25 protein-coding genes are annotated in these 24,467 nt (G+C 37.4%); 11 read left to right on the top strand and 14 right to left on the bottom strand.

The features are described from left to right. Positions 1–36 precede the first annotated feature (36 nt). The 3 genes from MKX29_RS12810 to MKX29_RS12800 form a co-directional block, all read right to left on the bottom strand. Positions 37–1,422, bottom strand: a complete 1,386-nt coding sequence (locus MKX29_RS12810; RefSeq protein ID WP_095371953.1) for a GntP family permease — start codon at positions 1,420–1,422, stop codon at positions 37–39. 681 nt (positions 1,423–2,103) lie between these two features. Then, positions 2,104–3,789, bottom strand: a complete 1,686-nt coding sequence (locus tag MKX29_RS12805) for a sigma-54 interaction domain-containing protein (RefSeq protein ID WP_251162046.1) — start codon at positions 3,787–3,789, stop codon at positions 2,104–2,106. 127 nt (positions 3,790–3,916) lie between these two features. Further along, the gene (locus MKX29_RS12800; protein WP_341105865.1) at positions 3,917–4,846 is read right to left on the bottom strand and encodes a 3-hydroxyacyl-CoA dehydrogenase family protein; all 930 of its coding nucleotides are present in this window, start codon (positions 4,844–4,846) and stop codon (positions 3,917–3,919) included. 185 nt (positions 4,847–5,031) lie between these two features. On the opposite strand from MKX29_RS12800, the gene MKX29_RS12795 reads away from it, so the two are divergent. Then, positions 5,032–5,808, top strand: a complete 777-nt coding sequence (locus tag MKX29_RS12795) for a 3-hydroxybutyrate dehydrogenase (RefSeq protein ID WP_224937043.1) — start codon at positions 5,032–5,034, stop codon at positions 5,806–5,808. Positions 5,809–5,880: 72 nt separating this feature from the next. Here MKX29_RS12795 and MKX29_RS12790 read toward each other — a convergent pair whose 3' ends face one another. The 3 genes from MKX29_RS12790 to MKX29_RS12780 all read right to left on the bottom strand — a co-directional run bounded on the left by MKX29_RS12790 (position 5,881) and on the right by MKX29_RS12780 (position 8,244). After that, positions 5,881–6,165, bottom strand: coding sequence for a 3-isopropylmalate dehydrogenase (locus tag MKX29_RS12790; protein WP_224937044.1), 285 nt, complete (start codon positions 6,163–6,165; stop codon positions 5,881–5,883). Between the two features lie 25 nt (positions 6,166–6,190). Beyond that, positions 6,191–6,841 carry an alpha/beta fold hydrolase gene (locus MKX29_RS12785; protein WP_341105862.1) on the bottom strand — a complete coding sequence of 217 codons (651 nt, stop codon included), beginning with the start codon at positions 6,839–6,841 and terminating at the stop codon, positions 6,191–6,193. Positions 6,842–7,320: 479 nt separating this feature from the next. Beyond that, positions 7,321–8,244 (bottom strand): helix-turn-helix transcriptional regulator, encoded by a 924-nt coding sequence (locus tag MKX29_RS12780; RefSeq protein ID WP_341105860.1) that lies wholly within the window; start codon positions 8,242–8,244, stop codon positions 7,321–7,323. 100 nt (positions 8,245–8,344) lie between these two features. Here MKX29_RS12780 and MKX29_RS12775 point away from each other — a divergent pair, with 100 nt between their 5' ends. From MKX29_RS12775 to MKX29_RS12760, 4 genes are all read left to right on the top strand, one after another. After that, on the top strand, positions 8,345–9,403 hold the full coding sequence (locus MKX29_RS12775; protein WP_341105859.1) for an ABC transporter ATP-binding protein: 1,059 nt from the start codon (positions 8,345–8,347) through the stop codon (positions 9,401–9,403). A gap of 85 nt (positions 9,404–9,488) precedes the next feature. Continuing rightward, positions 9,489–10,295 carry a molybdate ABC transporter substrate-binding protein gene (gene modA / locus MKX29_RS12770; protein ID WP_341105857.1) on the top strand — a complete coding sequence of 269 codons (807 nt, stop codon included), beginning with the start codon at positions 9,489–9,491 and terminating at the stop codon, positions 10,293–10,295. Beyond that, complete coding sequence (gene modB / locus MKX29_RS12765) at positions 10,276–10,953, top strand: molybdate ABC transporter permease subunit (protein WP_341105854.1); 678 nt, start codon at positions 10,276–10,278, stop codon at positions 10,951–10,953. The genes modA and modB overlap by 20 nt, the downstream gene beginning before the upstream one ends. Positions 10,954–11,116: 163 nt before the next feature. Beyond that, positions 11,117–12,166: an NAD(P)/FAD-dependent oxidoreductase gene (locus MKX29_RS12760; protein ID WP_341105852.1), complete on the top strand. Its 1,050-nt coding sequence runs from the start codon at positions 11,117–11,119 to the stop codon at positions 12,164–12,166. Positions 12,167–12,296: 130 nt separating this feature from the next. On the opposite strand, the gene MKX29_RS12755 is transcribed toward MKX29_RS12760, so the two are convergent. Beyond that, positions 12,297–12,737 carry an NUDIX domain-containing protein gene (locus MKX29_RS12755; RefSeq protein WP_341105850.1) on the bottom strand — a complete coding sequence of 147 codons (441 nt, stop codon included), beginning with the start codon at positions 12,735–12,737 and terminating at the stop codon, positions 12,297–12,299. A 118-nt stretch (positions 12,738–12,855) separates the two neighbouring features. Here MKX29_RS12755 and MKX29_RS12750 point away from each other — a divergent pair, with 118 nt between their 5' ends. Further along, complete coding sequence (locus MKX29_RS12750; protein ID WP_341105848.1) at positions 12,856–13,053, top strand: helix-turn-helix transcriptional regulator; 198 nt, start codon at positions 12,856–12,858, stop codon at positions 13,051–13,053. 41 nt (positions 13,054–13,094) lie between these two features. Here the strand turns inward: MKX29_RS12750 and MKX29_RS12745 are convergent, their stop codons facing one another. Further along, positions 13,095–15,428, bottom strand: a complete 2,334-nt coding sequence (locus MKX29_RS12745) for a heavy metal translocating P-type ATPase (RefSeq protein ID WP_341105846.1) — start codon at positions 15,426–15,428, stop codon at positions 13,095–13,097. Beyond that, the gene (locus MKX29_RS12740; protein ID WP_341105844.1) at positions 15,425–15,802 is read right to left on the bottom strand and encodes an ArsR/SmtB family transcription factor; all 378 of its coding nucleotides are present in this window, start codon (positions 15,800–15,802) and stop codon (positions 15,425–15,427) included. Before MKX29_RS12740 ends, MKX29_RS12745 begins: the two co-directional genes overlap by 4 nt. Positions 15,803–16,052: 250 nt before the next feature. Here MKX29_RS12740 and MKX29_RS12735 point away from each other — a divergent pair, with 250 nt between their 5' ends. Then, the gene (locus MKX29_RS12735; RefSeq protein ID WP_224937055.1) at positions 16,053–16,289 is read left to right on the top strand and encodes an indolepyruvate ferredoxin oxidoreductase subunit alpha; all 237 of its coding nucleotides are present in this window, start codon (positions 16,053–16,055) and stop codon (positions 16,287–16,289) included. Between the two features lie 338 nt (positions 16,290–16,627). Here the strand turns inward: MKX29_RS12735 and MKX29_RS12730 are convergent, their stop codons facing one another. The 3 genes from MKX29_RS12730 to MKX29_RS12720 form a co-directional block, all read right to left on the bottom strand. Then, on the bottom strand, positions 16,628–17,374 hold the full coding sequence (locus tag MKX29_RS12730) for an amino acid ABC transporter ATP-binding protein (protein WP_341105840.1): 747 nt from the start codon (positions 17,372–17,374) through the stop codon (positions 16,628–16,630). 15 nt (positions 17,375–17,389) lie between these two features. Continuing rightward, complete coding sequence (locus tag MKX29_RS12725) at positions 17,390–18,049, bottom strand: amino acid ABC transporter permease (protein WP_341105838.1); 660 nt, start codon at positions 18,047–18,049, stop codon at positions 17,390–17,392. Between the two features lie 61 nt (positions 18,050–18,110). Further along, positions 18,111–18,902 (bottom strand): amino acid ABC transporter substrate-binding protein, encoded by a 792-nt coding sequence (locus tag MKX29_RS12720; protein ID WP_341105837.1) that lies wholly within the window; start codon positions 18,900–18,902, stop codon positions 18,111–18,113. A gap of 243 nt (positions 18,903–19,145) precedes the next feature. On the opposite strand from MKX29_RS12720, the gene MKX29_RS12715 reads away from it, so the two are divergent. After that, positions 19,146–19,658: a type 1 glutamine amidotransferase domain-containing protein gene (locus MKX29_RS12715; protein WP_095371936.1), complete on the top strand. Its 513-nt coding sequence runs from the start codon at positions 19,146–19,148 to the stop codon at positions 19,656–19,658. 40 nt (positions 19,659–19,698) lie between these two features. On the opposite strand, the gene MKX29_RS12710 is transcribed toward MKX29_RS12715, so the two are convergent. Then, entirely contained in the window at positions 19,699–20,094 is a 396-nt protein-coding gene (locus MKX29_RS12710) for a winged helix-turn-helix transcriptional regulator (RefSeq protein WP_095371935.1), read from the bottom strand. 229 nt (positions 20,095–20,323) lie between these two features. Between MKX29_RS12710 and MKX29_RS12705 the strand changes: the two genes are divergently transcribed. The 3 genes from MKX29_RS12705 to MKX29_RS12695 all read left to right on the top strand — a co-directional run bounded on the left by MKX29_RS12705 (position 20,324) and on the right by MKX29_RS12695 (position 22,909). After that, positions 20,324–20,905 carry a TetR/AcrR family transcriptional regulator gene (locus MKX29_RS12705; protein ID WP_341105835.1) on the top strand — a complete coding sequence of 194 codons (582 nt, stop codon included), beginning with the start codon at positions 20,324–20,326 and terminating at the stop codon, positions 20,903–20,905. A 20-nt stretch (positions 20,906–20,925) separates the two neighbouring features. Continuing rightward, positions 20,926–22,131, top strand: coding sequence for an MFS transporter (locus MKX29_RS12700; protein WP_251162063.1), 1,206 nt, complete (start codon positions 20,926–20,928; stop codon positions 22,129–22,131). 142 nt (positions 22,132–22,273) lie between these two features. Next, positions 22,274–22,909 carry a DedA family protein gene (locus MKX29_RS12695; RefSeq protein ID WP_341105833.1) on the top strand — a complete coding sequence of 212 codons (636 nt, stop codon included), beginning with the start codon at positions 22,274–22,276 and terminating at the stop codon, positions 22,907–22,909. 143 nt (positions 22,910–23,052) lie between these two features. Here the strand turns inward: MKX29_RS12695 and MKX29_RS12690 are convergent, their stop codons facing one another. Further along, entirely contained in the window at positions 23,053–24,453 is a 1,401-nt protein-coding gene (locus MKX29_RS12690) for an MFS transporter (protein ID WP_251162065.1), read from the bottom strand. Positions 24,454–24,467 lie beyond the last annotated feature (14 nt).

The raw sequence follows: 24,467 nt of genomic DNA, 5'->3' as shown, positions 1-24,467 counted from the left end.
ATGACTCTCCTTCCATCTTCCTTATAAACTATTAGTTTAAATAAATAGTGAAATAGCAAAAGCTAATGCAAATACAGTAATCGTTTTTAATATTGTCAACACAAAGATATCTCCATATGATTGTCTATGTGTTAAACCTGTAATCGCTAATAATGTAATAACAGCACCGTTATGAGGAAGGGTATCCATTCCACCAGAAGCCATAGAAGCAATTCGATGAAGTAACTCTGGCGAAATACCTAATGTTTGTGCCATCTGTAAATATTGTGCACCCATTACCTCTAATGCGATTGATAACCCACCTGAGGCAGACCCAGTTACCCCTGAGAGTACGTTTACGGCAATTGCTTCAGAGACTAACGGATTATTGCTTGCATTAAATACCCAGTCTTGAATCGCTGTAAAACCCGGTAGCGTTTTCACAACATTACCGAAACCAACTTCAGAGGCAGTATTAAAGATTGCTAGTAATGAACCCATAGCGGCTGTCGTTAACCCTGCTGCCAAACCTGTTTTAATTTTTCTCACATTCGTGAGCATTGCGACAATTATTCCGATTGTTAATGCTGCAACGAGTGCCCATGTTGAAGTGACTGTACTTGGATCAGCAATATTGTATTGTTCAGAAAGCTGCGATGCATCATACCAGAATTTCGCAGACCAACTTGTGCGGCTAAAAATAAAGTTTAATGCAATCACGACAACAAGTGGTAAGATTGCTAACCAAAAACTTGGTAACGTATTCGGGTCGACTTTTTCAGGCTCGTTTTTATGCCCTGTACCATAACCTTCGCCATTCGCAAGCGCTTTCCTTCTACGACGTTCTAACCAAATCATCCCGCCAGTGAAGATAATAATTGCTCCTATGATACCTACAAGAGGTGCGGCATAAGCATCTGTTCCAAAATAATTCGTTGGTATAATATTTTGAATTTGTGGCGTACCAGGTAGTGCGTCCATTGTATACGTGAATGCTCCTAATGCAATAGCGCCTGGAATTAACCGTTTAGGAATATCAGCCTCTTTGAAGATAGCTGCAGCAAACGGATAAACAGCAAATGCGACGACAAATAGGGAAACGCCTCCATATGTTAACGCAGAACATGCAAGTACAACAGCTAAAATAGCATGTTTTGACCCTAGTGAGGATACAATTGTCCTTGCAATGGCTGCTGCTGCTCCTGTCATTTCCATCACTTTTCCGAAAATCGCACCTAGTAAGAAGATTGGGAAAAATGATTTGATATAATTAGCTGCATTCGACATATACGTCTCTGTATAGCTTGGTAATAATAACCCGCCAGATATGACAACAGCTAATAACGTAACAATTGGGGCAATAATAATAACTGGATAACCACGATAAGCTAAGAAAATTAAAAGTCCTAATGCTAGTATAATAGCAAAAATCTCAATAAACAATGAAATCCCCCTTTATTTTCGCTAACAAATCAAACTGACTTCTCCCCAGAGTCGTCCGATTGTTGCTTTTCTCCCCCTTTGTAACTCCCTCTTACTTTCATCTGTAGAAAACGTTTTCATTTCCATATACATCTCCCCCAAAATTTCTTTTGGAGTCATACTGACAATAAACCGTCTGTCAAAACTATGCAATGAATGTGCCAACTTAAAAATTCCCTCTATTCTTATTCTTTTTTATATTCATTCACATTTTTTCGCAAAAACCGTTCAGAAAAACTGTCACTTTTAAAACACCGCTGTTTTTCTGTATGGATTTACGCACACTTTAAGCATATCCACTCAGTTATTGTACGGATTACTTAACACATTTACGTAATATCGATTCATTTATCTTTTTTGTTTTTGTGAGATAGGGGGGTACAGATAATGTGGATAAACGTTGATATCCACACTTCTCTTGGGATTTCTACTCTTTTTTGTGGACAAATCATCATTTATTCCCCGCATTTCTTCTGGATTTTCCACTCTTTTGTGTGGGCAAACTCATTCCTTCGGGTTTTTCCAATCTTTTTGTGTGGATAATTAACATCATCTTGCGTTTGACCGTTTGGGGTATCATACACAAAAAAATCCTACCAAACACGATACAAGTATTTGGTAGGATCCCGTTCTAAACCTTACTTACTCTTCTAGCAAATGATATTTGTTCATTTTTTCATACAATGTCGTACGGCTAATGCCGAGACGTTTGGCTGCTTCTGTTTTCTTGCCACCAACTGCTGTTAGACATTGAATAATGGTCTGTTTTTCTGTTTCTTCCATGACTTCTGCTAATGTACGCGTAGGTACTACTGTTTCTTGTAATTTAATATTTGCCGACAAGTGCTTCGGTTCAATAAAACAATTAAGATCAACCATATTCATCGCGCGCTCGATTACATTTTCAAGTTCTCGAATATTGCCTGGCCAATGGTAGTTTTTCAAGATATGGAGCGCCTTTTCGTCAATCCCCTTGACTGGTTTTGCCATCATTGTTGCGTATTTTTCTGTAAAATAATGAGACAGTCGTGAAACATCTTCTTTTCTATCTTTCAAAGAAGGGATGGTTATTTCCATCACCTTTAGGCGATAGTAAAGATCCAATCGGAATTCTCCTTTATCAACCATATCCTCTAGATTACGGTTAGTTGCTGCAATAATACGAACATCAATGGCTTTACTATTAGTTGAACCGACTCGTTCCACTTCTTTTTCTTGTAACACGCGCAATAACTTCACTTGCATATGAATGGGCAGTTCACCTATTTCATCTAAAAAAATCGTGCCTCCATCTGCTGTTTCAAACTTTCCTGCTTTGCCGCCTTTTCTTGCACCTGTAAATGCTCCCTCTTCATAGCCAAATAGTTCGGATTCAATTAATTCAGCTGGGATAGCAGCACAATTTACTTTCACAAACAGCCCCATTCCCCTACTGCTTGCCTGATGAATCGCATGTGCAAATAACTCCTTGCCTGTCCCGCTCTCACCTAAGAGCAACACATTAGAGTCATTTTCGGCCACTTTGACTGCTTGGGCTTTTACTTGTTTAAAAGCAGGCGATTCACCAATTAAATGATGAAAAGAGTATGATGCTTTATTACTTTCTCTAAAATCACCTTTATATTTCTTCAACTCTTTTTCCAATGAGTGTAATCGTTTAAATAAGGCGGAAAACTGACCAACATTTTTAAATAGGAGCTTTCCAACCGCACCTACTACTTTTCCATTTTTAAAAATAGGCGAACGAGTAGCAATCATATAGCCGCCATTTACTTTCTGTAAGGAAGCTGCTTCTTGCTTACCTGTTTTTACAACGATATGCATTCTCGTATTTTCGATCACTTCTGTAACATGCTTACCTATTGAGCTTTTCTGATCGACCTTCAAAAACTCCGCATATGCTTGCGTCAACAGAACGACATAGCCTTTTGCATCGACAAGCACTAAGCCGTCATAAGCATATTCGAGAATGTCTTCTATTAACATCTCATTCTCTTGCTGTCCTTGGCCGGTAGGTAGCAAATCTGCAGTCGCTTCATTTGACAGTGCACAAAGATACATATAAGCAGCACCATTTATACCTTCTAACCGTTCACCCTTAATTAATAGCTCTTTTTTATTTATTTTCATCTTCACGATTGTACTGAGAAGGAAATCTTGTTGGAGAAGATGAGTCATTTCGTTTTCATCGCCATCCATCATCCACAACAATCTTTGATTACAAAACAGTATCTCCTTTTGATGATTAAGTATCATCACCCCTAACGGCAGCTCATCTATGATTTTGTTAAATAACTGTTCATTCCGGATGGCATGACTGTTTTGCATCTTAGATCTCTCCTTACACTCGACTTTTTACAATCTGATAATTTTCATTATTATATCATAGCCAGGCAAATGAATATTTTTAATCACATAAAAGGTGTAGAACTTTTTATCGTTCTACACCTACGCATTATTTTTTCATTTTTGCTAAGCGAATAAAGGAACGGTCTCTTTCTAATAGTTTATTAAAGACCATCTCTCCTTCATATTGGAAAATCCCTTCACCTGTCTTTACACCAAGCTTCTTCTCGGCTACTAAGTCAGAGATGATTGCTGGCGCTTCCTTTGTGTCATTTAATTCTGGAGCAACGTTATTAAATACTCTTTCCCAAGTATCCAATCCCCCGAAGTCAGCAATTTCAATCGGCCCTGTAAATGCCCAGCGGAACCCTGGCCCTGCGGTAATAGCCGTATCTATATCTTCAGCTGTTGCCACACCTTCAGCCAATAATGAAAAAGCTTCTCTCATTAAGGCTGTTTGTAATCGATTAGCAATAAAGCCAGACTTTTCTTTTTGTAAAATAACAGGTGCTTTGCCGATTTCTTTCATGATGTTTCTCACTTCTTCAACAATTGAATCAGAAGTCTGTTCATGTTTAATAATTTCTACTAACGGAACTAAATGTGCTGGGTTAAAGAAATGGGTGATCACCATTTGATTAGCAAACGTGCACTTCTCCATTAATCTCGTAATTGGAAAAGTCGATGTATTTGAGGCAACGATCGCTGTTGGTTGCTTCAATTCTTCCAACTGTTTATATAAATCCCACTTCCATTCAATCACTTCTGGTATTGCTTCAATAATTAAATCTGCTTCTTGAACTGCTTGAGATAATTCAGTGACATATCCAATGGCATTCAAGCTTGTATCCGCTTCCTTTTCTGATAATACTTTCTCTTCAACAAGTAATGCTACATCTGCAGCTACTCTTTTTTCTGCTTTATGTAATAATTCATCGTTTAAATCATTCAGTATTACGTCGTATCCTTTAGTTGCAAACGATATCGCAATACCTGTCCCCATTACACCTGAACCAATCACAGTAATATTTCTTATCATCGTTGTAACCTCCTTTAACTTTTCAAAAATTAAAAATGCAATTACTGTGCCAAAAATAAAATAATTGCGAAAACCGTGAATCTATGTTACGATTTTTCCAGTTTTAACTCCCCAACTCCCTATTACTGACTTTACACATCTTCATACTGAAATAAGCCACTAGATTGATATGGAGGAATGTCAAAATGGTATCTAATAAAGTGGCAATTATAACAGGTTCAGCACGAGGCATTGGTTATGAGATTGGCAAAATTTTTGCCGAAAACGGAGCCAAGGTCGTTCTTTCCGATATTAATGAAGAGGAAGTCAAAAAATCTGCGCAATCCCTTCAAGAAAAAGGGCTAGAAGTGTTTGGCCTGAAAGCTGATGTAACAAAAGAGGAAGACATTATCAGCTTGATTGAAGAAACACAGAAAACACATGGAAGAATCGATATCTTTATTAATAATGCCGGTTTGCAACATGTGGCACCCATTGAAGATTTCCCTACTGAGAAATTTGAGCTGATGATTAAAATCATGCTTACAGCACCATTTATTTCACTCAAACACGTATTACCAATTATGAAAGAACAACAATTTGGTCGTATCTTAAATATTGCATCCATTAACGGATTAATTGGATTTGCCAACAAAGCAGCCTACAATAGTGCGAAACATGGTGTAATCGGCTTAACAAAAGTGGCCGCACTAGAGTCCGCAGCAGATGGCATTACAGTCAATGCCCTTTGCCCTGGTTATGTTGACACACCACTTGTGCAAAACCAATTACAAGACCTAGCATCAACAAGAAATGTGCCATTAGAAAATGTCCTTGAAGAAGTCATCTATCCACTCGTTCCACAAAAGCGCTTACTACAAGTAAAAGAAATTGCTGACTATGCCATGTTCCTAGCCAGTGATTTAGCTGGAGGCGTAACTGGCCAGGCGATTGTGATGGATGGTGGGTATACGGCGCAATAAGTGACAAAAAGAGAAAACTAAGATCAAACTAAAAGAAGTGCTGTTCCTTAACAGTACTTCTTTTGATTATATTTACATCATTTTGAGTACTTTTTGTAAGCAACTTACTATCACGGCGATAAATAATACTATCCCACTATTAACAAGCAACATATAGCCTATTTGCAGACCATAAAAAACGGTAAACGGATCGCGGATTATAGAGATAGCTATTAAACTCCCCATACCACCAAATACAGGGGCAAATGCTAGAATAATGAGTGCTCCCTTGTATACACTTCTTTTTTTAAAAACTACAAATGCCCCTGCTATATTGGCAATGGCAATAAAAACAATCATCAAAATTGAAAGAATCACCATTTATCCTCCTTAGTCAAATCGCTTATTTTAAATCCGCATTCGCTAAGAAAGTATCCACTTCCTCTGCAAACTGTTGCGGCATTTGTGTATTCAGTTCATGGCTACCATTATTTATGATTTGTAATTGCGCATGAGGAATCAATTCTGCCAATTCTTTTGCAGTAGGCATATTTATACGGTCTTTAGAACCAGCCAATACTAAGGTAGGAATATTGATTTGATGTAATGAATGAGATAAATCATAACTTTCCATTGATTGGTAAAGGGGAATGATGGTTGATTTTTCTAACCCTTGCTTCCTCCATACTTTTGCTGGTATGAGCTTAAATATATATTTTTGCAACTGAAATATGCTTTTAATCTTCCATCCATTTACTAAGGAGTATGGCGTTCCCGATAATACCATACCTTTTAAATGAGGGTTTGTGATAAGGGATTGTTGTAATGCAAAACATCCTCCTAATGATAGTCCAATGATGATAAACGGGCCATCTATTGTATGAAGCACATTAGTTAAAGATTTAGATAACTGATTGAAAGTAATAGTTTCAGATGTTTTCACTAATTCATCTATAGAGATGAGCCTAGCATCGTATCCGTCCCCCATAAACTTCTTAACCTTTATCCAGCTATCATTGGTCTGGCCTAATCCATGCAAAAAAACTAGTTTCATCCGTTTCTCACCACCGATTTTTAATTATGCCCTGTAGCTTAGTTACTTTGTTTAGTTGATTACCTCGAGCTAAATTTCACCAACTCTTTTTTCTTCTTATATACCGCGCATATCTCAGAGTTTTCATACACATTGTTACCGCTACAAAGGAACGTCCCCATTGTCGATTCCTTGTTTCAACTTCTGCTGAAACTTTAGCATCATGATAAAAATCACTGATTACTTTCTCAATATATTCCTTCGTGTATCATTCCTTATAGGTCACCCGGTATCCATCCGAACACACCTTAATCATCCCATTAACATGGGTTGGATTAGCTTGAATGATTATCCACAAATATGTATACCTATCCCCACTCAAAAGAATCATAATTTTCAATAAATATTTTACCATAGAAATAAGGGACTGTAGGTAAAAGCTTTTTATGATCTACAAAAAAACCTATTGTCTAATTTTCTGACAATAGGTTCTTCTTCACTTATGATTCATAAATAACTTCTCCACATTTGCTTAAATCATAGCCGTATAGCTGTTCGATTTCCTTTTTATAACTTGGGGAATTAACCGTTGCTTTCAACAATTGTACAAGTTCTTGATTTTGTTTAAGAATGATAAGGTCATACTGCTCAGATATTAATGGAATAAAGTCAACATTGACCATTTTTGTTACATTTTCAATACCTATACCAATATCCGCCTGACCACTCGCGACAGCTGAAGCCACTGAGTAATGGCTTGTTAACACATGATCATACCCATTAAGCTTGCTCGCATTGAATCCATGAACTCTAAGTTGTTCATCCAATAACACTCTTGCGCCAGAGCCAACTTCCCTATTCATGATGGTAACATCCGCACGCCCAAGATCTGCCCATCCTTGAATATGCAGAGGGTTTCCTTTTTGTACGTAAATACCCGCCGTACGGTAAACAAGATTCAGCTGAATAAACGGTTGACTGACAAGAATTTTCTTCACATAAGATGTATTATATTCTCCTGTATCACCATCAAACAAATGACAACTAACGACATTACATTCTCCACGATACATCGAAAATAAACTATTCAAGCTACCACTATATAGCCTTAATGGCGGTTGTCCTTTTTCATTTTCTATATGCTTAGCTAGTATATCTAAAACAATATCTTGTCCACTTATAATCACATGACCATCATCAATTGAATGAACTTTCTCTTTTACTTCTTTCACAGCTTTATTCTTGGTGATACCTGTTTTACTCTTGGATTTGTAACGCTCCAAGTCGACGGCATCAATTCTCATTTGCCTCCCTACACGATAAGCAGGAAGTTGATCCTTTTTAATAAGATCATATACTGTTAACTTTGAAACCTTTAATAATTGTGAAACTTCTTCTATTGTATAAGATGCATCGTTCGTCAAAAGTATCACCTCCAGGATATTTCAAAAAGGATTCGTTTTTTGTTTATGTTTTTATTATAATTAACAATAACTAATTATAACTAATTAAAAGGTGAGCAAAATGACACAATTAATCTTTGAACATATTTCTAAATCTTATCATTCAGGTGAACCGGTCATAAAAGATTTCCACTTTGAAACAAAAGAACAAGAGTTTATTGTCTTTGTTGGTCCATCTGGTTGTGGAAAATCAACAATCCTAAAAATGATAGCCGGCTTAGAAAACATCACTTCTGGAAGATTAATAATTGATGGGAAAGAAATGAATAACGTCCCTACTAGAGAACGTAATCTATCAATGGTCTTTCAAAATTATGCATTATATCCTCATATGACAGTATATCAAAATATCGCTTTCGGTTTAAAGATGAGGAAAGAAAAGAAAACTGATATTAAGAAAAAAGTGTTGAAAGCCGCAGAGATTACTGGCTTAACAGGTTTATTAACAAGAAAACCGACAGATCTATCGGGCGGACAAAGGCAGCGGGTTGCCCTTGCTAGGGCAATCGTTTGCGATAATCCCGTTTTTCTAATGGATGAACCACTTTCTAACCTGGATGCCAAGCTGCGTACACAAATGCGCAGAGAAATTACACTTTTGCATAAAAGGCTAGCAACTACGACCATTTACGTCACACATGATCAAACAGAGGCAATGACAATGGCTGATCGTATTATCGTACTAAAAGATGGAAGTATTCAACAAGTGGGTACACCACATGAAATTTATGAAACGCCAGCTAATCTCTTTGTCGCCAGCTTTATTGGATCACCAGCTATCAATGTTTTAGAAGGAAAAGTCGAATCCAATGTCATTACAATTGACGGAATTCCGACTCATTTTTCGCGTAAAAACTTAAAAACAACTAATGAGGCACTAATCGGTGTTCGTCCAGAGCATTTAATCATAGATGAATATAATCCACTCTTGACCGCCACCGTTGAAGACTTAGAAACTCTTGGTGCAGATACTATTATTTATGCAAAACACAACCGCATTCATTTATCGATAAAAGCACCTGGATTATTATCCTTCAGTAAAGGTGACCCTTTACCTTTATCACTCACTGGTGAACATCTCCTCCTATTTGATAAAGAGTCAAAAAAAGTGATCCTTTAGTATAAAAAGTATTTTATTTCATAACTAGTTATAATAAGATATAAAAAGATATAATTAATTAGAAGAAAGATGGAGATGATTCAACTTGTTAAAACATTTAAAGCTGATTTGTTTATTGCTCTTAGTTACTTTATTTACCGTAGCGTGTTCTTCAAATGAAGGAGAAACTGCCCTAAAAGAAACGAATAATAAAGAAAAAGAACCGGTAGAATTAACCATTTCTGCTGCTGCTAGTTTGCAAGATGCCATGTCAGAAATAGATGAAATGTACGCAGAACAACACCCTGAGACAAAACTCACATTCAATTTCAGTGGATCAGGTTCTCTCCAACAGCAAATATCCCAGGGGGCACCCGTTGACCTCTTCTTCTCAGCTGCAGAAGATAAATTCGATATTTTAGTAGAAGAAGGAAATATTGCAAAAGAAGATGGTGTTGATTTATTAGGGAATAGCTTAGTGTTAATCACTCCAGCCGATGAAAAAAATCTAACAGGTTTTACAGATTTAACAAAAAAGGAAGTTGAACAAATTTCACTTGGCACACCTGAATCTGTTCCTGCTGGTGCTTACGGTGTCGAATCACTTGAAAATATGGGCTTATGGAACGAACTAGAAGCTAAAACTGTTTACGCAAAAGATGTAAGACAAGTTCTTTCTTATGTGGAAACTGGCAACGTAAATGCAGGCATTGTTTATAAAACAGATGCACTCGCTTCTGATAAGGTTGAAATTATTGATACAGCAGGTGCTGATACACATACACCAATTATTTACCCTGTTGGTATCGTAAAAGACACGAAAAATTACGATGCAGCGAAAGAATTCTATACCTTCTTACAATCTGATGAAGCATTAAAGGCCTTTGAGGAATATGGATTCACTGCTCAATAATATTACCAGTTCAACCTTTCTAAGTCCCATATGGATTTCATTAAAAATTGCCATTCTCGCTGGAATAATCGTCGTTATAATTGGAACAATTGCTGGCTATTATCTCGCAAGGAGGTCTTTTAAAGGCAAAGCAGTCGTCGAAACGATTTTAATGTTGCCAATGGTACTGCCACCGACTGTCGTTGGCTTCTTATTAATTGTCATCTTTGGTAAAAATAGTTGGGCTGGTCAAGCCATAACTTGGCTATTCGACCGGCCCATTATTTTCACTTGGTGGGCTGCAGTCCTTGCCGCCATCGTTGTCTCTTTCCCTTTAATGTATCAATCAGCTAAATCTGGCTTTCTCAGTATTGATCGTGATATCGAGGATGCAGCACGTGTGGATGGTGCAAATGATTGGAAAGTATTTTGGCTAATATCTGTTCCATTAGCTTCTAAGGCGCTCATTTCTGGCGCTATTTTAAGCTTTGCCAGAGCACTAGGCGAATTTGGCGCAACATTGATGTTTGCAGGTAATATTCCTGGTGAAACACAAACGATCCCTATTGCTATCTATCTAGCCATCGATTCCGGACAAATGACCATGGCTTGGCTATGGGTAGGGGCTATGATTATTATTTCATTTATCATCCTTTTAACGATTAGAGTAAAGGAATAAAAAAATCGTAGAGATATCCACACACTCTGCGATTTTTTTGTTAAATCCATTGGCCTATTTATCTTATAATGAAAAAGTAGGAAGTTTCTCTTGCAGAAAAGGGAAATAAGCGTTATCCTTTAATGAGAATGATAATCAATTGCGGAATTTAGGAGGGATCAAGATGGAACAGCATGAGTTATTTGATGTGACAGTTATTGGTGGAGGTCCAGCAGGCTTGTATTCTACTTTTTATAGTGGGTTACGTTCCATGAAGACCAAGATTATTGAATTTCAACCACAGCTTGGCGGGAAAATCCATGTGTACCCAGAGAAGATGATTTGGGACGTAGGTGGCCTAGCTCCTGTACCTGGTGAGAAACTAATCGAACAACTCATTACTCAAGGCTTAACATTTGATCCCACTGTTGTATTAAATGAAAAAATTGTAAAAATCGACCAAGATGACAACCGTATCTTTCATCTACATACCGCATCAGGACAAATACATTATTCCAAAACGGTCATTGTCGCTGTAGGTGGGGGTATTTTAAAACCACAGAAGCTTCAAATCGAAGGTGCAGAAAAATATGAAGTATCAAATCTTCACTATACAGTTAAATCCATTCAAAGCTTCCGTGATAAAACGGTTGTGATATCAGGTGGAGGAAACTCAGCTGTCGATTGGGCAAATGAACTTGTTCCTTATGCAAAAAAAGTTTATTTGACTTACCGTAAAGGTGAACTCAGCGGACATGAGGCACAAGTAGAACAACTTAAGAATAGCTCAGCTGAGGTCATTTTCCACTCTTCTATTACTAAGCTTGTTGCTGGTGATGGACAGGACCGTATTGAGTATGTGGAGTTAACTAATCATGAGTCGGGTGAGGTATCAACCCTTGCGATAGATGATGTAATTATCAACCATGGATACGAAAGAGACTCAGCACTCCTCAATAATTGTGATATGCAAATTGACATGATTGATGATTTTTATATTGCAGGTAGTAGCAGAAGTGAATCATCTATCCCTGGGTTATATGCTGCAGGAGATATTCTGAAGCATGATGGTAAAGTTCACCTCATTGCCGGCGCCTTCCAAGACGCTGCCAATGCTGTTAACCATGCGAAGACATACATCGATCCAGAAGCCAATGGATTCGGAATGGTTTCTTCACATAACGAATTGTTTAGTGAGCGGAATAAAGAATTGAAGAAGAAGATCTATAAATAATTTCACGTTATAAATAGATCCTATATGGAGAAAGTGTAAAATATTCGCTTGCATTAATGGTCAAAAGTATCGATACTTTTGACCATTTTCTAAATAGGCATGGCAATTTTATAAACTACATTCTTTAATCTCAGTTCACATCCCCAAGATATACGGGAGAGTGATCATCGAGTAGGTATTTTGTTAGCTCTTGTGGATAGATCCGAAGTGCCTCAAGGCTTTTTATTGGTATCCATTCTATCCCCACTTGGTGATCATCTGCCAGTATAGCATCATTCTGGTCTACCAGATGACAAGTGAAGAAGAATTCAACTTGATGTACATTCTTATGTTGCGATGAAAATTCATGATTTCCCCCTATATATTCGCGAATATAACGAAGGTTTCCTACTTTTATAATAGCTCCAGTTTCTTCTAAACACTCTCTTTTTACTGTTTCTTCAAGGGTTTCCCCGTGATTTTGTCCTCCTCCAGGAAAAACATAAAAGATACCCAATTCATCCATACATTTAACTAATAACAAGCGCTCATTTTCTATCATGATCGCTCTACTCGCATTTCTTATTTCCATCTATTACCCACCTTTTCTCCTATTAGCACAGTGTAAATGCACAATAATACTGAAAAAACCCATCTTTTATGGTACTATATAACCAGTTAATTATACCCATAAAACACAAGGAGCCTCTATGTCTAAACAATTAGGATTCAACTTAAAAGTAGAAAGATTAAAGAAGCATATGACGCAAAAGGAATTAAGTGAGCACATCGGCATTAGTGCCCGTACGATTTCACGGTATGAATTGAATCAAGCAAATCCAAAGGAAAAAACTTTAATGAAGTTTGCAGAATTTTTCGGAAAAACAATAGAGCAACTGCTGAAATAATATTCTCCTATTCAAGCAAAAAGGAGGCTTTACGCCTCCCCCTACTCTTTCACTTTCATTAAGCGCATACTATTTAAGGCTACAATTAAAGTAGCACCAATATCTGCTACAATTGCAATCCATAAAGTTAACCAACTTGGGACAACAAGTAGTAGAGCAATGAGTTTAATCGTAAGTGAGAAGGTAATGTTTCCTTTTATAATTCTCATGGTTTTTCTACTTAACTTAATCGCAAATGGGAGCTTTGATAAATCGTCACCCATGAGAGCAATATCCGCCGTTTCTAAGGCAGCATCTGTACCTGCTCCTCCCATCGCAATTCCCACTTGTGCAGAAGCAAGAGCAGGGGCATCATTTACGCCATCACCGACCATTGCCACATGTCCTGACTCTTTTTGTAGTCTTTTTACCAGTGCCAATTTTTCTTCCGGTAATAATTCTGCATACACTTTCGATACCCCAGCTAATTTCCCGATTCTACTGGCTGCCTTATGATGGTCTCCTGTTAACATCACCGTTTGTTTCATCCCTAATTGGTGTAGCTTTTCTACTACTGCTTTGCTTATTTGACGGATTTCATCAGCAATGGCCATTGTCACGAGTATCTTTTTTTCCGTTCCGAAAACAATGACTGTTTTTCCTTCGCTTTGTTGTCTTCCAATCATTTCACCTATAGTCTCAGGCATTACTTGTAATTGTGTAAAAAGTTGTGGGTTTCCAATATAATATTTTTCTCCATTTATCTTTGCCTGGACCCCTTTACCTGTTAGTGAAGCAAAGTCTGTTACTTCGATGTCTTTACCTTTTAACCCTTTTTCATCTGCTAAATGAATAACAGCAGAAGCTAATGGATGTTGGGAAAGTTTTTCAATACTAGCAATCATTCGTAGCCATTCATCACTTTCTTTCTCATCATCATGCACATTAAAATCAGTAACAACCGGTTCTCCTTTTGTTAACGTCCCTGTTTTATCAAAAGCTACTGTTTGTATATGCGACAACTCTTCTAAATAGATACCACCTTTAATGAGAACGCCGTGTCTAGCTGCATTACCGATTGCTGAAACGAGTGCAATTGGTGTCGAAATGACAAGGGCACAAGGACAACCTACAACCAAAACAGCTAATGCTTGGTAAACCCAAGATTCCCAGCTCCCATCTAAAAATAATGGCGGGATGATGGCAATGAGGACAGCTATTAACATAATAACTGGTGTGTAGTATCTCGCAAAACGATCGATGAAAGCTTGTGCAGGTGCTTTTTCACCCTGTGCTTCCTCTACTAAATGAATGATTTTGGCAATTGTCGTATCACCGACCAATTTCGTAATTTTCACTTCTAAATAACCGTCTTGATTCAATGTACCTGCAAATACCTCATCATCTATACCTTTTTCAACTGGAATGGACTCACCAGTAATCGATGCCTGATTGATGGATGATATACCTTTAACAATCATGCCATCCATGGCAATTTTTTGTCCTGGTTTTACTAACATAATATCGCCAACTAGAATTTCTTCAACAGACACAACCTGCTCTATACCGCTCCTTCTAATTATTGCCTTCTTCGGAGCAATTCTCATGAGCGAGCGAATAGACTGTCTGGCTTTTTCCATCGAATAACGCTCAAGTTCTTCACTTATAGCAAACAAAATGACAACAACAGCTACTTCTCCCCACTCGCCAATGATTGCCCCGCCAATGACGGCTACAGTCATTAATGTTTTCATATCAAAGTCTAGCTTTATTAGATTCTTTACCCCTATTTTTAATAAATCTAAGCCACCAATAATTATTGAGAAAAGAAACATTGAAACCGTAAGATAATGGCTCTCTCCAAACCCAATCCAAGATAGATAGCCAAACAGAACAAACAAACTAGCAATAAGCACACGACTGTATTTTTTTATAAAAGAGGTTGGCTCCTTTTCATTTAATCCGACATAGGCATTCTCTTCGGCTACCTTTAAATTTTCAAAAGCGCCTGCTTGTTCTAACTCTGCAATCGATACCTCCCCCTGTACAGAGAGTTTACTTGCACCAAAATTCACATGGGCATCTTGTACACCAGACAAATTCTTTACATTTCTTTCAAACTTAGCAGCACAATTTGCACAGGAAAATCCTTGTACACGATAAGTCTTTTCATTTATTTTTTGTTCAGGAATGACTTTAAGTTTTTCAAACTCACCCGCTTTTTCAATGTCGCTAAGAGAGGCATCTCCTACAATTGAAAGTTTAGAAGCACCAAAATTCACATGCGCTTCTTTCACTCCAGGTATGTTTTGTACGTTTTTCTCAAATTTTCCCGCACAATGAGCGCATGAAAATCCTTCAATCCGATAGTTCTGTTTAGCTTCACCTTCACTCATTGATTTGGCCGCCCTTCTTGATGATGGAGATAGGCAATCTGAATTAATTGTTTCACATGGAGATCATCTAAAGAATAATAAACAAGCTTTCCTTCTTTTCGAAATTTCGCTAACCCAATATTTTTTAATAATCTTAAATGATGGGAGGCTGTTGCCATTGAACAATCAATGATTGTTGCAACATCACATACACAAAGTTCTTCTTCTATTGTAAGAGCATAAGCAATTTTTATACGTGTAGCATCCGATAAAGCTTTAAAGATTAGCTCAAGGCCTGTTATATCACTCATTTCTTGTTTGACTCGACTAACCTTTTCTTCATCATTACAAATAACTTCACAAACTTCAGGATCTAGCTTCACCTTGGCAACCAAAATAAAAGCACCTCATTCAAACGAATATTTGATTATAACTTCAGTCTATGTAATGGAAGTGGTTATTGTCAAAGGAAAATGAAGAATATTTGAAAAATAATAGCACTTCCTTAATACTCCATACTAATTACCAAAAATAGGTTTAAATGCTGGAGAAAAGAGGAATACAGATAAAAATATTTAATTATACAATAGACACACATTTGTGAAGAAAACACTTCAGATATAAACGTTGGGAGGGAAGAGAAAAATGGCGTATGTAATTACATCTCCTTGTATTGATGAACAAGCTGCTGATTGCCTTGACTCATGCCCAGTCGATTGCATTGAAAAAGGGGAAGATCAATATTTGATTGACCCTTCAATTTGTATTGATTGCGGAGCATGTGAAGCTGTTTGTCCAGTAGATGCTATCTTCTATGAAGAAGATGTACCTGATGAGGAAGAGTCTTTTATTGCGAAGGCAAAAGCCTATTTTGATGCCTAATGAAAATGTGAACGGAGTGTACAAACAATGGCACTCCGTTCACATTTTTGTATTTAGACTATAGCTGGTGGTAAACCGTTTGTTTTGGTAGAACAGGTTTCTTTTTTTTACGAAGCACTTGACTCCTTTTTATTCTTTTCCTAAAAGTGGCGAGTTTCTTTGTTCCTTAGTAGACCTGATCTAATTAGTTTCAATTCGTGGCAGACTGCTAACTCTTTACTTATTCTGTCTCGTTTAACATTGCTTCGAAGGAAACTTCTTTTATTCTTGTTCCTCTTCTGAATCGTTTAAGTCAGCACAGTAACACCCTCTACCAATTAGATAGAGGGTGTAAGACTTTATTTTAGATTTCTCTTTAGAAACGCTTTTGTTCTCTTATGTTGAGGTGAAGTAAATAATTGATCTGGCTTACCTTCTTCAACGACTTCACCTTGATCCATAAATATGCTTTTTGTTGAGACTTCTTTGGCGAAGCCCATTTCATGGGTAACGACAATCATCGTCATTTTTTCTTTCGCCAAATCCTTCATTACTTGCAATACTTCAACCGTTAGCTCAGGGTCCAATGCCGAGGTTGGTTCATCGAACAATAGAATATCTGGTTCCATCATTAAAGCTCTTGCAATGGCCACCCGTTGCTTTTGCCCACCGGATAAATTACCAGGAAAGGCATCCATCCATTCGCTTAATCCTACCTTAGCTAATAAAGTCTCGCTTCGTTGTCTAATTTCCGCTTTTGTCCCCATTTTGACCATTTTCGGTGCGATTTCTAAGTTCTCTCGGACGGTTAAATGTGGGAATAAATTAAAATGTTGAAACACCATACCCATTTTTGCGATCATATTTTTCACATTTTGAGGTTTAGCATACTTTCCATCTTCGACTAATGCCTCCCCATCAATCATGATTGAACCGCTGTTGATTTCTTCTAATTTAATCATACTGCGAAGTAGCGTACTTTTTCCTGAACCTGAAGGACCGATAATTGACACAACTTCATTTTTCTTAATATTAAGGTTGATTCCTTTTAATACTTCTGTTTTACCGAATGACTTTTTTAAATCAACCACAGAAATAACTGTCATACTAAGCGCTCCTTCCTATGCGTATCTAAATCTTCTTTCAATCCATTTAAAAATAAACGAGAGTACAAGTGTCATCAATAGATAAATGATGCCCGCTAAGAAGAATGGCATGATAGTAAAATCACGATTGACTGCCGTTTGAGCAAAGTGTAAAAGTTCCGGAACAGCGACTGCATATAATAACGCTGTATCCTTTACTAACGTAATTGATTCATTCGCAATCGCTGGTAATGCTACTCGGATCATTTGAGGAATGATGATACGTGTCATTGTTTGCCAACGATTTAACCCTAGTACATGCGCAGCTTCATATTGACCCTTATCTACTGAAATTAGGCCCCCGCGAAATATCTCAGCAAAATAAGCGGCATAATTCAAGATGAACCCTAAAGATGCGGCAAAAAACCGATCAAGGACTAAATATTCACCTACGACTGGAAGCATTGGTAACCCGAAACAAATAAATAATAATTGTAGTAGTAATGGTGTTCCCCGCATCACATAAATATACGTATGGGCAAACCAAGATAAAGGCTTTATCTTACTGCGAGCTGCTAGTGTTAATAAAAATCCAAGTGGAATTGAGGCAATAATGGCAATGATAAAAAGTAACACTGTAATTTGCGCGCCTTCTAGCATAGGTTTAAGTAACGTCATAATATAATCAAGTGACATCGTTCATCCTCCAAAAACAAAACAGGGTTTCCTCCAATTAGGAAAACCTGTTGTTATTCATTTACTTCAATAATAAATCTTCACCAAACCATTTCTCAGAAATATCTGCCGCCGTACCATCAGCAATCAATTCATCTAATGCTGTTTGTAAATCTGCTAACAATTCATCGTTTCCTTTTTTCACACCAATACCATACTCTTCTGGTGCCAGTGATTCCTCAAGAACTTTAAAGTTTTCATTTTCTTTTGTCATATAATAATCAATGACAATTTCATCAATGACTACTGCATCAACTCGGCGATTTCTCAAATCCGCTAATGCTAGTACATTATCAGAGAACTCTGTAACCTCTTTTACTTTTTCACTAATTTCATTTCCACTTAAGGCATCAGCAGCCGATGATAATGATTGTAAGCCTACTACTTTTCCTTCTAACTCATTAATCGTTTGAATATTAGAATCTGCCTGTGTCACAACCACTTGTGCATTACTTAAATATGGCTTAGTAAATAAGACCTTCTCTTTTCTTTCATCTGTAATCGTATAACCATTCCATATGAGATCGATACGACCACTACTTAATTCAGACTCCTTTGTTTTCCAATCAATCGGTTGAAAGACAGGTGTTGCACCCATTTTTTCTACTGCCGCTTTTGCTAAATCAATGTCAAAACCGACAATCTCATTATTTTCATCTCTGAACCCCATTGGTGCAAACTTATCATCTATTCCGATAACGATTTCCTTTCCTTCTTCTGAACCGTTTTCCTCACTAGATGTTGTTGAGCCACAAGCAGCTAAAAACCCAACTACTAAAAGTGATAAAACAAAAAGCGTTAATTTTTTCCCCATGATTAAGCCCCCCATTTATAATATATAAAATACTTTAGTATGCTAATATATTAGAGTGATAAAATAAATCTACCATATGAGTCAAATCTATGTCAATCATTATTTTAATATATGCAAATCGAATGTATATTCTGATTTTTCATAGTTACTTTAATGTAACTATGTGTAACGAAAGTGCGTTCTTCACATTTGTTGTTTAACCATTTACGATAAGAATAGATGACAAAGAAGGAGTGATATGGAATGGGTAAAAAAATTGCCGCACTTGTAACAGATATGGTGGAAGAAATTGAATTCACTGATCCGGCTGAGAAAATGAGAGAAGCTGGCCACACGGTTTCCATTGTAAATGCTGAAGCAGGAAAAGAAATCAGAGGAAAAAATGGTCAAAATTTCACTGTGGATAAAGGGCTTGATGAAGTTAGTCCAGAAGACTTTGACGCTTTGCTTATTCCTGGAGGGTTTTCTCCGGATTTATTAAGAATTAATCCTGACCACGCCAGTTTTGCCAAACATTTTATCGCAGAAGGCAAACCGGTATTCGCTATTTGCCATGGACCTCAATTTTTAATTGATACAGATTTATTAGAAGGAAAAAGGGTGACTAGCTTCATTTCTGTACGTAAAGACTTAATTAATGCTGGGGCTCAATTTGTCGATGAAGAAGTAGTTGTTGATCAGCAACTTGTAACAAGTCGTACACCAGATGACTTACCCGCTTTTAATCGTGAAGCATTAAAATTATTAAATAACTAATAAGGTCAAAGCATAACTAACATTAAAAACCAGCTTAGGATTACTTCTCCTCAAAGCTGGTTTTTAATATGCCTTCTTCTTGTAGCTGTTGGATGCGGTTCGTACCCCATTCATACATCATTTCAATAATAGGTAATAGCGAATAACCTAATTCCGTCATAGAATACTCCACTTTCGGCGGCATCTCTGGATACACTTTTCTACTGATTATCCCATCTTCTACTAACTCTTTTAATTGATTAGATAGCGTTTTATGCGATACACCATCAAAAAGCTTTTGTAGACCATTAAAACGGTAAGGACCTTCTATACCTAAATGCCAAAGGATCACAACTTTGTACTTGCCACTTATCACTGATAAAGTGAACTCCTTCGCACAGTGGTAATAACCACTTTCTAGCTTTTCTTTTATATCTTCCCGAAGAGACTCACACATGCTTATCCACCTCCCTCGCATCTATCCATCCTTTAAGAGTTTATTTTAACATATCAAACCCCGTGTATATCTAATGGTATTTCTATCACATCATCTACAGATTCTAAGTAATGTCATTTCTTATTATAGCTACTGATATTGCTGAAATTTGCCAACTAATTTTTATTGCTTTTACTTAACCCCTCTGATAAGATAACTTACGAACGTTCGTTAATTAGAGGTGAGTGAAATGAAAAGTGATGATATAAAGGAAGCAGCTTTGAAATATTTTACGATTCATGGATATGAAGGTGCTTCCCTTTCCCAAATAGCAGAAGAAGTGGGCATGAAGAAACAGTCATTATATGCGCATTTTCGCGGTAAAGATGATTTATTTCTTCAAGTGTTACATGATGCCAAAGAAACTGAACTACTAAGCAAATTACAATATTTTAGCAACATACGAAGCTCGCAACCAGAAAAAGATTTATATGGATTTTTACAACTAATTGTAGATCTCTTTCAACAAAATGAGCAATTGAAGTTCTGGCTAAGAATGTCATTCTTCCCACCAGCTCATCTACAAAAAGAGGTTGACCTTGAAGTCATTGATATAGAAGAAAAAACGCAAGCCTTATTACAGGAAAAATTTCAGCAATGGATAAATGAAGGGCTATTGCATGTAGAACATCCACGCATACCTACACTCGCATTCTTTGGTGTTGTCGATAGCATCATGCTTGAGCTTGTCTATATGAGTGATACAAAACGATTACAAGAAAAACTAGAAGCCTCATGGAAAGTATTCTGGAGAGGCATCTCGATACGTTGAGAAAAAAAGAGGTGTTTCAAATGGAACAAAAACCGTTAAAAGAACAAAAAGCTGTATTACTTATTTTATTAAGTAATATTTTCATTGCCTTTTTAGGCATCGGACTTATTATTCCAGTCATGCCTTCATTTATGAATATTATGCATTTATCTGGAAGTACAATGGGCTATTTAGTCGCTGTCTTTGCTTTCGCTCAATTGATTACTTCCCCATTTGCAGGTAGATTCGTTGACCGATTTGGCCGAAAAAAAATCATTACAATCGGGTTATTTCTATTCGCTATCAGTGAATTGGTTTTTGGATTAGGTACTCATATTTCTGCTTTATATCTATCAAGAATTTTGGGTGGAATCAGTGCAGCTTTTATTATGCCTGGGGTAACAGCCTATGTAGCCGACATCACTACATTAAAAGAGCGACCAAAGGCAATGGGTTACGTGTCAGCAGCTATTAGCACTGGATTCATCATTGGGCCAGGAATCGGTGGCTTTATCGCCGAGTATGGTATTCGCCTGCCTTTCTTCTTTGCAGCCGGTATTGCTTTCTTAGCATGTATTTTATCTATCTTTATATTAAAAGAACCACTAACAAAAGAGCAGATGAAAGAGCTTTCTGAAAAAGCAACGAATAGCAGTTTTATCGCAGATTTTAAACGCTCGTTCAATCCGTTATATTTTATTGCGTTTATCATCGTCTTTATCCTAGCGTTCGGTCTATCTGCCTATGAGACAGTATTTAGCTTATTCTCAGACCATAAATTTGGCTTTACACCGCAAGATATTGCGATCATTATAACCATCAGCTCGATATTCGGCGTCATCGTCCAAATTTTCTTATTCGGAAAAATGGTCGAGAAACTCGGAGAGAAAAAAGTGATCCAGGCCTGTTTAATCATGGGTGTAGTCTTAGCATTTGCCTCAACAGTCATATCTGGATTTTGGATGGTACTATTAGTGACGGCCTTCATCTTCTTAGCATTTGATTTACTACGTCCGGCACTTACCACTTTCCTTTCCCGATCAGCGGGGAAAGAACAAGGCTTTGTCGCTGGAATGAACTCAACTTACACAAGTCTCGGTAACATTGCCGGACCAGCAGTTGCAGGCATTCTATTCGATGTAAATATCCATTATCCTTACCTATTTGCAGGTGTAGTCATGCTTCTGGGCTTAGGGATAACATATATATGGCGTGAGAAGGAGTTTGTTGAAAGCACGGCAGAATAATTGAAAGAGTCATTATGTGTCACCGTTAAGGAACACATATGACTCTTTTTCTATATAACAAAAAAGGGCGAATTCCTTATTTCTTTCTTCACCTTGGATGAATATGATGCCTCTAATGAGTCTACTATCAGGGGCGGGTATAATGGGAACATTCTTTTACACGATGAGCACGTTTGATAAACAACTGGGGGAGTTCCTTACTTCTTATGGATTATATATATATGTACTGTTATTTTTGCTTGTTTATTTAAAAACTGCCTTCGTGGTACTTACATTTATTCCAGGGGACTCACTTGTATTTGCTAGTGGCGCTCTTGCAGCAGTGGGTAGCTTGAATATCGAAACACTAGCCATTGTTTTCTTTCTTGCTACCATCTGTGGAGATAACCAAAACTTCTCTATTGGAAGATTAATCAAAGGCTGGAATAGTAAAAGATTAAAGCCAATTTTATTAAAAGAAACACAACTCCAACGGGCTGAGCAATTTATGACCCGTTACGGTAAAATATCTATTATCACCGCTAGGTTTATTCCACTTATGCGTACAACTGTCCCGTTAGCAAGTGCAATAATGAATTATTCCTATCGATCTTTCTTTAGACATAATGCCCTTGGCGGATTCCTCTGGGTGTTTTTTTGGTTATTAGCAGGACTTTTATTGGGGCAAATGCCCATTGTAGAACAACATCTTGTTGCCTCGCTTTTGGTACTTTCGCTTATTCCTTTTAGTATTCCGGTTGTTTTTTTCCTCATGAAAAGAAAAATAAACAAGAAGTAAATTTAAGCATTGTACATGGTAGTAACCCAACCTTATTAATAATTTCATTTATTACTATTTAAAGGATGACTATTTCTTAACATCGTCCATAATCTTAGACAAAAAAACACTCCCATTAGGAAGTGCAACAATGCTAAATCTATCTATTTTTCTATCGTTTGTTTTTGAGAAACAGATGCGGGGGCTTCTTTTTCTTCCCCTTTAGGCATGAGAAAGATGAAAAAAAGACTCAAAGTCGTAAAGATTGTCAGTAAAACTGCGGTTGATGATAATCCTTTCGCGCCATTTCCTCCAGCGGCAAAGATTGCGAAAGTAACTAAAGCAAACGATGCCCCTACACGAGAAGCGACATTTTCTATCGTTAAATAAGTAAAGGAGACCACGCCAACCCTTGTAACAGGTGCCCGAGAGACAACGAGTGCTTTTACGATTGGTCCTACTGTCCCAATTGCAGAACCTATAAGACTCATAGAGATAAATAAATAGACAAAAGAGGTATCCTCATTAGCAAAAATCAACATGCTAACCCCACCATTCAGCAAGAAAATACTGCAGAGAATTAAATGCACTGGTTGGGTTTTACTCATTAAACGCCCACTAATGAGGTTGCATATAGCCATAGTTAGGAATAATGGAAATTGCAATAACCCTACCACCGTAGAGGAATGGCCTTGAACACTTTGCACGAAGAACGTTAATAAATACATCACACTACTAAAAGACATGTACATGATAATAGCAATGATAGATGGAACCCAAAAATGACGTGTCTTTGCATAGTCAATATCCAGTAACGGTTGCTTAGTCCTCTTTTCAACGATAATTAAAAAGATGAATGAAACAACAGCAACTACTAATGCTGGTGACCACATCCATGATGTCACACCATACTGATTGATAAATGTTGGAATCGTAAGTAGACCTGCTAAAAGAAGAAAGACAAATATTACGCCTAACCAATCAATTGTGCTCTTCTTGCTTCTTTGTACAGAAGGTACGCCAAAAGTAAACAGCAGGAAAGCAATAATACCAAAGACTGAGCAGAGCCAAAAGATAGACGACCAACCGATGCGATCCACGAGAACCCCACTTAATATAGGACCAATGAGACCACCTACAACCGTATAAAATCCATATACACCCATCATTTTACCACGCATACTATCGGTATATACGGTACCGACAAAGTTCACGCCGGCAGGAATCACAGCCGCTCCGGCGAAGCCTTTTAAAAATAAACCGAACACCAACAACCAAAAAGATGGAGCAATGGCCACCATAATCGAACCGATTGTTAGTAATCCTGAACCGATCAATATGACTATTTTTTGGCCAAACGAATCAGACAACCAGCCCATCATCGGTTGAAAGCCTGTTAATCCTAAAGCAAACCCTAGCTGCATATAGACAGAATAGCCTGCAGTTAAATCGAAATGTTCGAGCATTTTTGGATAAGCTGGGATGTGTGTTGCCTCTGCAAACACGACAAGTAAAATGCCGATGCAAAGAATATGAAACGAACGATTAACAGACTTTTCCTCCACTCCATTCCCTCCTT

This window comes from Cytobacillus sp. FSL R7-0696 (assembly GCF_038006865.1).
Classification (GTDB): domain Bacteria; phylum Bacillota; class Bacilli; order Bacillales; family Cytobacillaceae; genus Cytobacillus; species Cytobacillus kochii.
The sequence above is the reverse complement of the archived record's forward strand: the minus strand, read 5'-3'. Positions and strand labels throughout refer to the sequence as shown.

What these genes read in the sequence shown, in the direction of transcription:
- MKX29_RS12805 (WP_251162046.1), bottom strand. Translation starts at nt 3,789, where the DNA reads ATGCAAAACAGTCATGCCATCCGGAATGAACAGTTATTTAACAAAATC.
- MKX29_RS12800 (WP_341105865.1), bottom strand. Translation starts at nt 4,846, where the DNA reads ATGATAAGAAATATTACTGTGATTGGTTCAGGTGTAATGGGGACAGGT.
- MKX29_RS12795 (WP_224937043.1), top strand. Translation starts at nt 5,032, where the DNA reads ATGGTATCTAATAAAGTGGCAATTATAACAGGTTCAGCACGAGGCATT.
- MKX29_RS12785 (WP_341105862.1), bottom strand. Translation starts at nt 6,841, where the DNA reads ATGAAACTAGTTTTTTTGCATGGATTAGGCCAGACCAATGATAGCTGG.
- MKX29_RS12775 (WP_341105859.1), top strand. Translation starts at nt 8,345, where the DNA reads ATGACACAATTAATCTTTGAACATATTTCTAAATCTTATCATTCAGGT.
- modB (WP_341105854.1), top strand. Translation starts at nt 10,276, where the DNA reads ATGGATTCACTGCTCAATAATATTACCAGTTCAACCTTTCTAAGTCCC.
- MKX29_RS12760 (WP_341105852.1), top strand. Translation starts at nt 11,117, where the DNA reads ATGGAACAGCATGAGTTATTTGATGTGACAGTTATTGGTGGAGGTCCA.
- MKX29_RS12755 (WP_341105850.1), bottom strand. Translation starts at nt 12,737, where the DNA reads ATGGAAATAAGAAATGCGAGTAGAGCGATCATGATAGAAAATGAGCGC.
- MKX29_RS12750 (WP_341105848.1), top strand. Translation starts at nt 12,856, where the DNA reads ATGTCTAAACAATTAGGATTCAACTTAAAAGTAGAAAGATTAAAGAAG.
- MKX29_RS12745 (WP_341105846.1), bottom strand. Translation starts at nt 15,428, where the DNA reads ATGAGTGAAGGTGAAGCTAAACAGAACTATCGGATTGAAGGATTTTCA.
- MKX29_RS12735 (WP_224937055.1), top strand. Translation starts at nt 16,053, where the DNA reads ATGGCGTATGTAATTACATCTCCTTGTATTGATGAACAAGCTGCTGAT.
- MKX29_RS12730 (WP_341105840.1), bottom strand. Translation starts at nt 17,374, where the DNA reads ATGACAGTTATTTCTGTGGTTGATTTAAAAAAGTCATTCGGTAAAACA.
- MKX29_RS12725 (WP_341105838.1), bottom strand. Translation starts at nt 18,049, where the DNA reads ATGTCACTTGATTATATTATGACGTTACTTAAACCTATGCTAGAAGGC.
- MKX29_RS12720 (WP_341105837.1), bottom strand. Translation starts at nt 18,902, where the DNA reads ATGGGGAAAAAATTAACGCTTTTTGTTTTATCACTTTTAGTAGTTGGG.
- MKX29_RS12715 (WP_095371936.1), top strand. Translation starts at nt 19,146, where the DNA reads ATGGGTAAAAAAATTGCCGCACTTGTAACAGATATGGTGGAAGAAATT.
- MKX29_RS12710 (WP_095371935.1), bottom strand. Translation starts at nt 20,094, where the DNA reads ATGTGTGAGTCTCTTCGGGAAGATATAAAAGAAAAGCTAGAAAGTGGT.
- MKX29_RS12705 (WP_341105835.1), top strand. Translation starts at nt 20,324, where the DNA reads ATGAAAAGTGATGATATAAAGGAAGCAGCTTTGAAATATTTTACGATT.
- MKX29_RS12700 (WP_251162063.1), top strand. Translation starts at nt 20,926, where the DNA reads ATGGAACAAAAACCGTTAAAAGAACAAAAAGCTGTATTACTTATTTTA.
- MKX29_RS12695 (WP_341105833.1), top strand. Translation starts at nt 22,274, where the DNA reads ATGGGAACATTCTTTTACACGATGAGCACGTTTGATAAACAACTGGGG.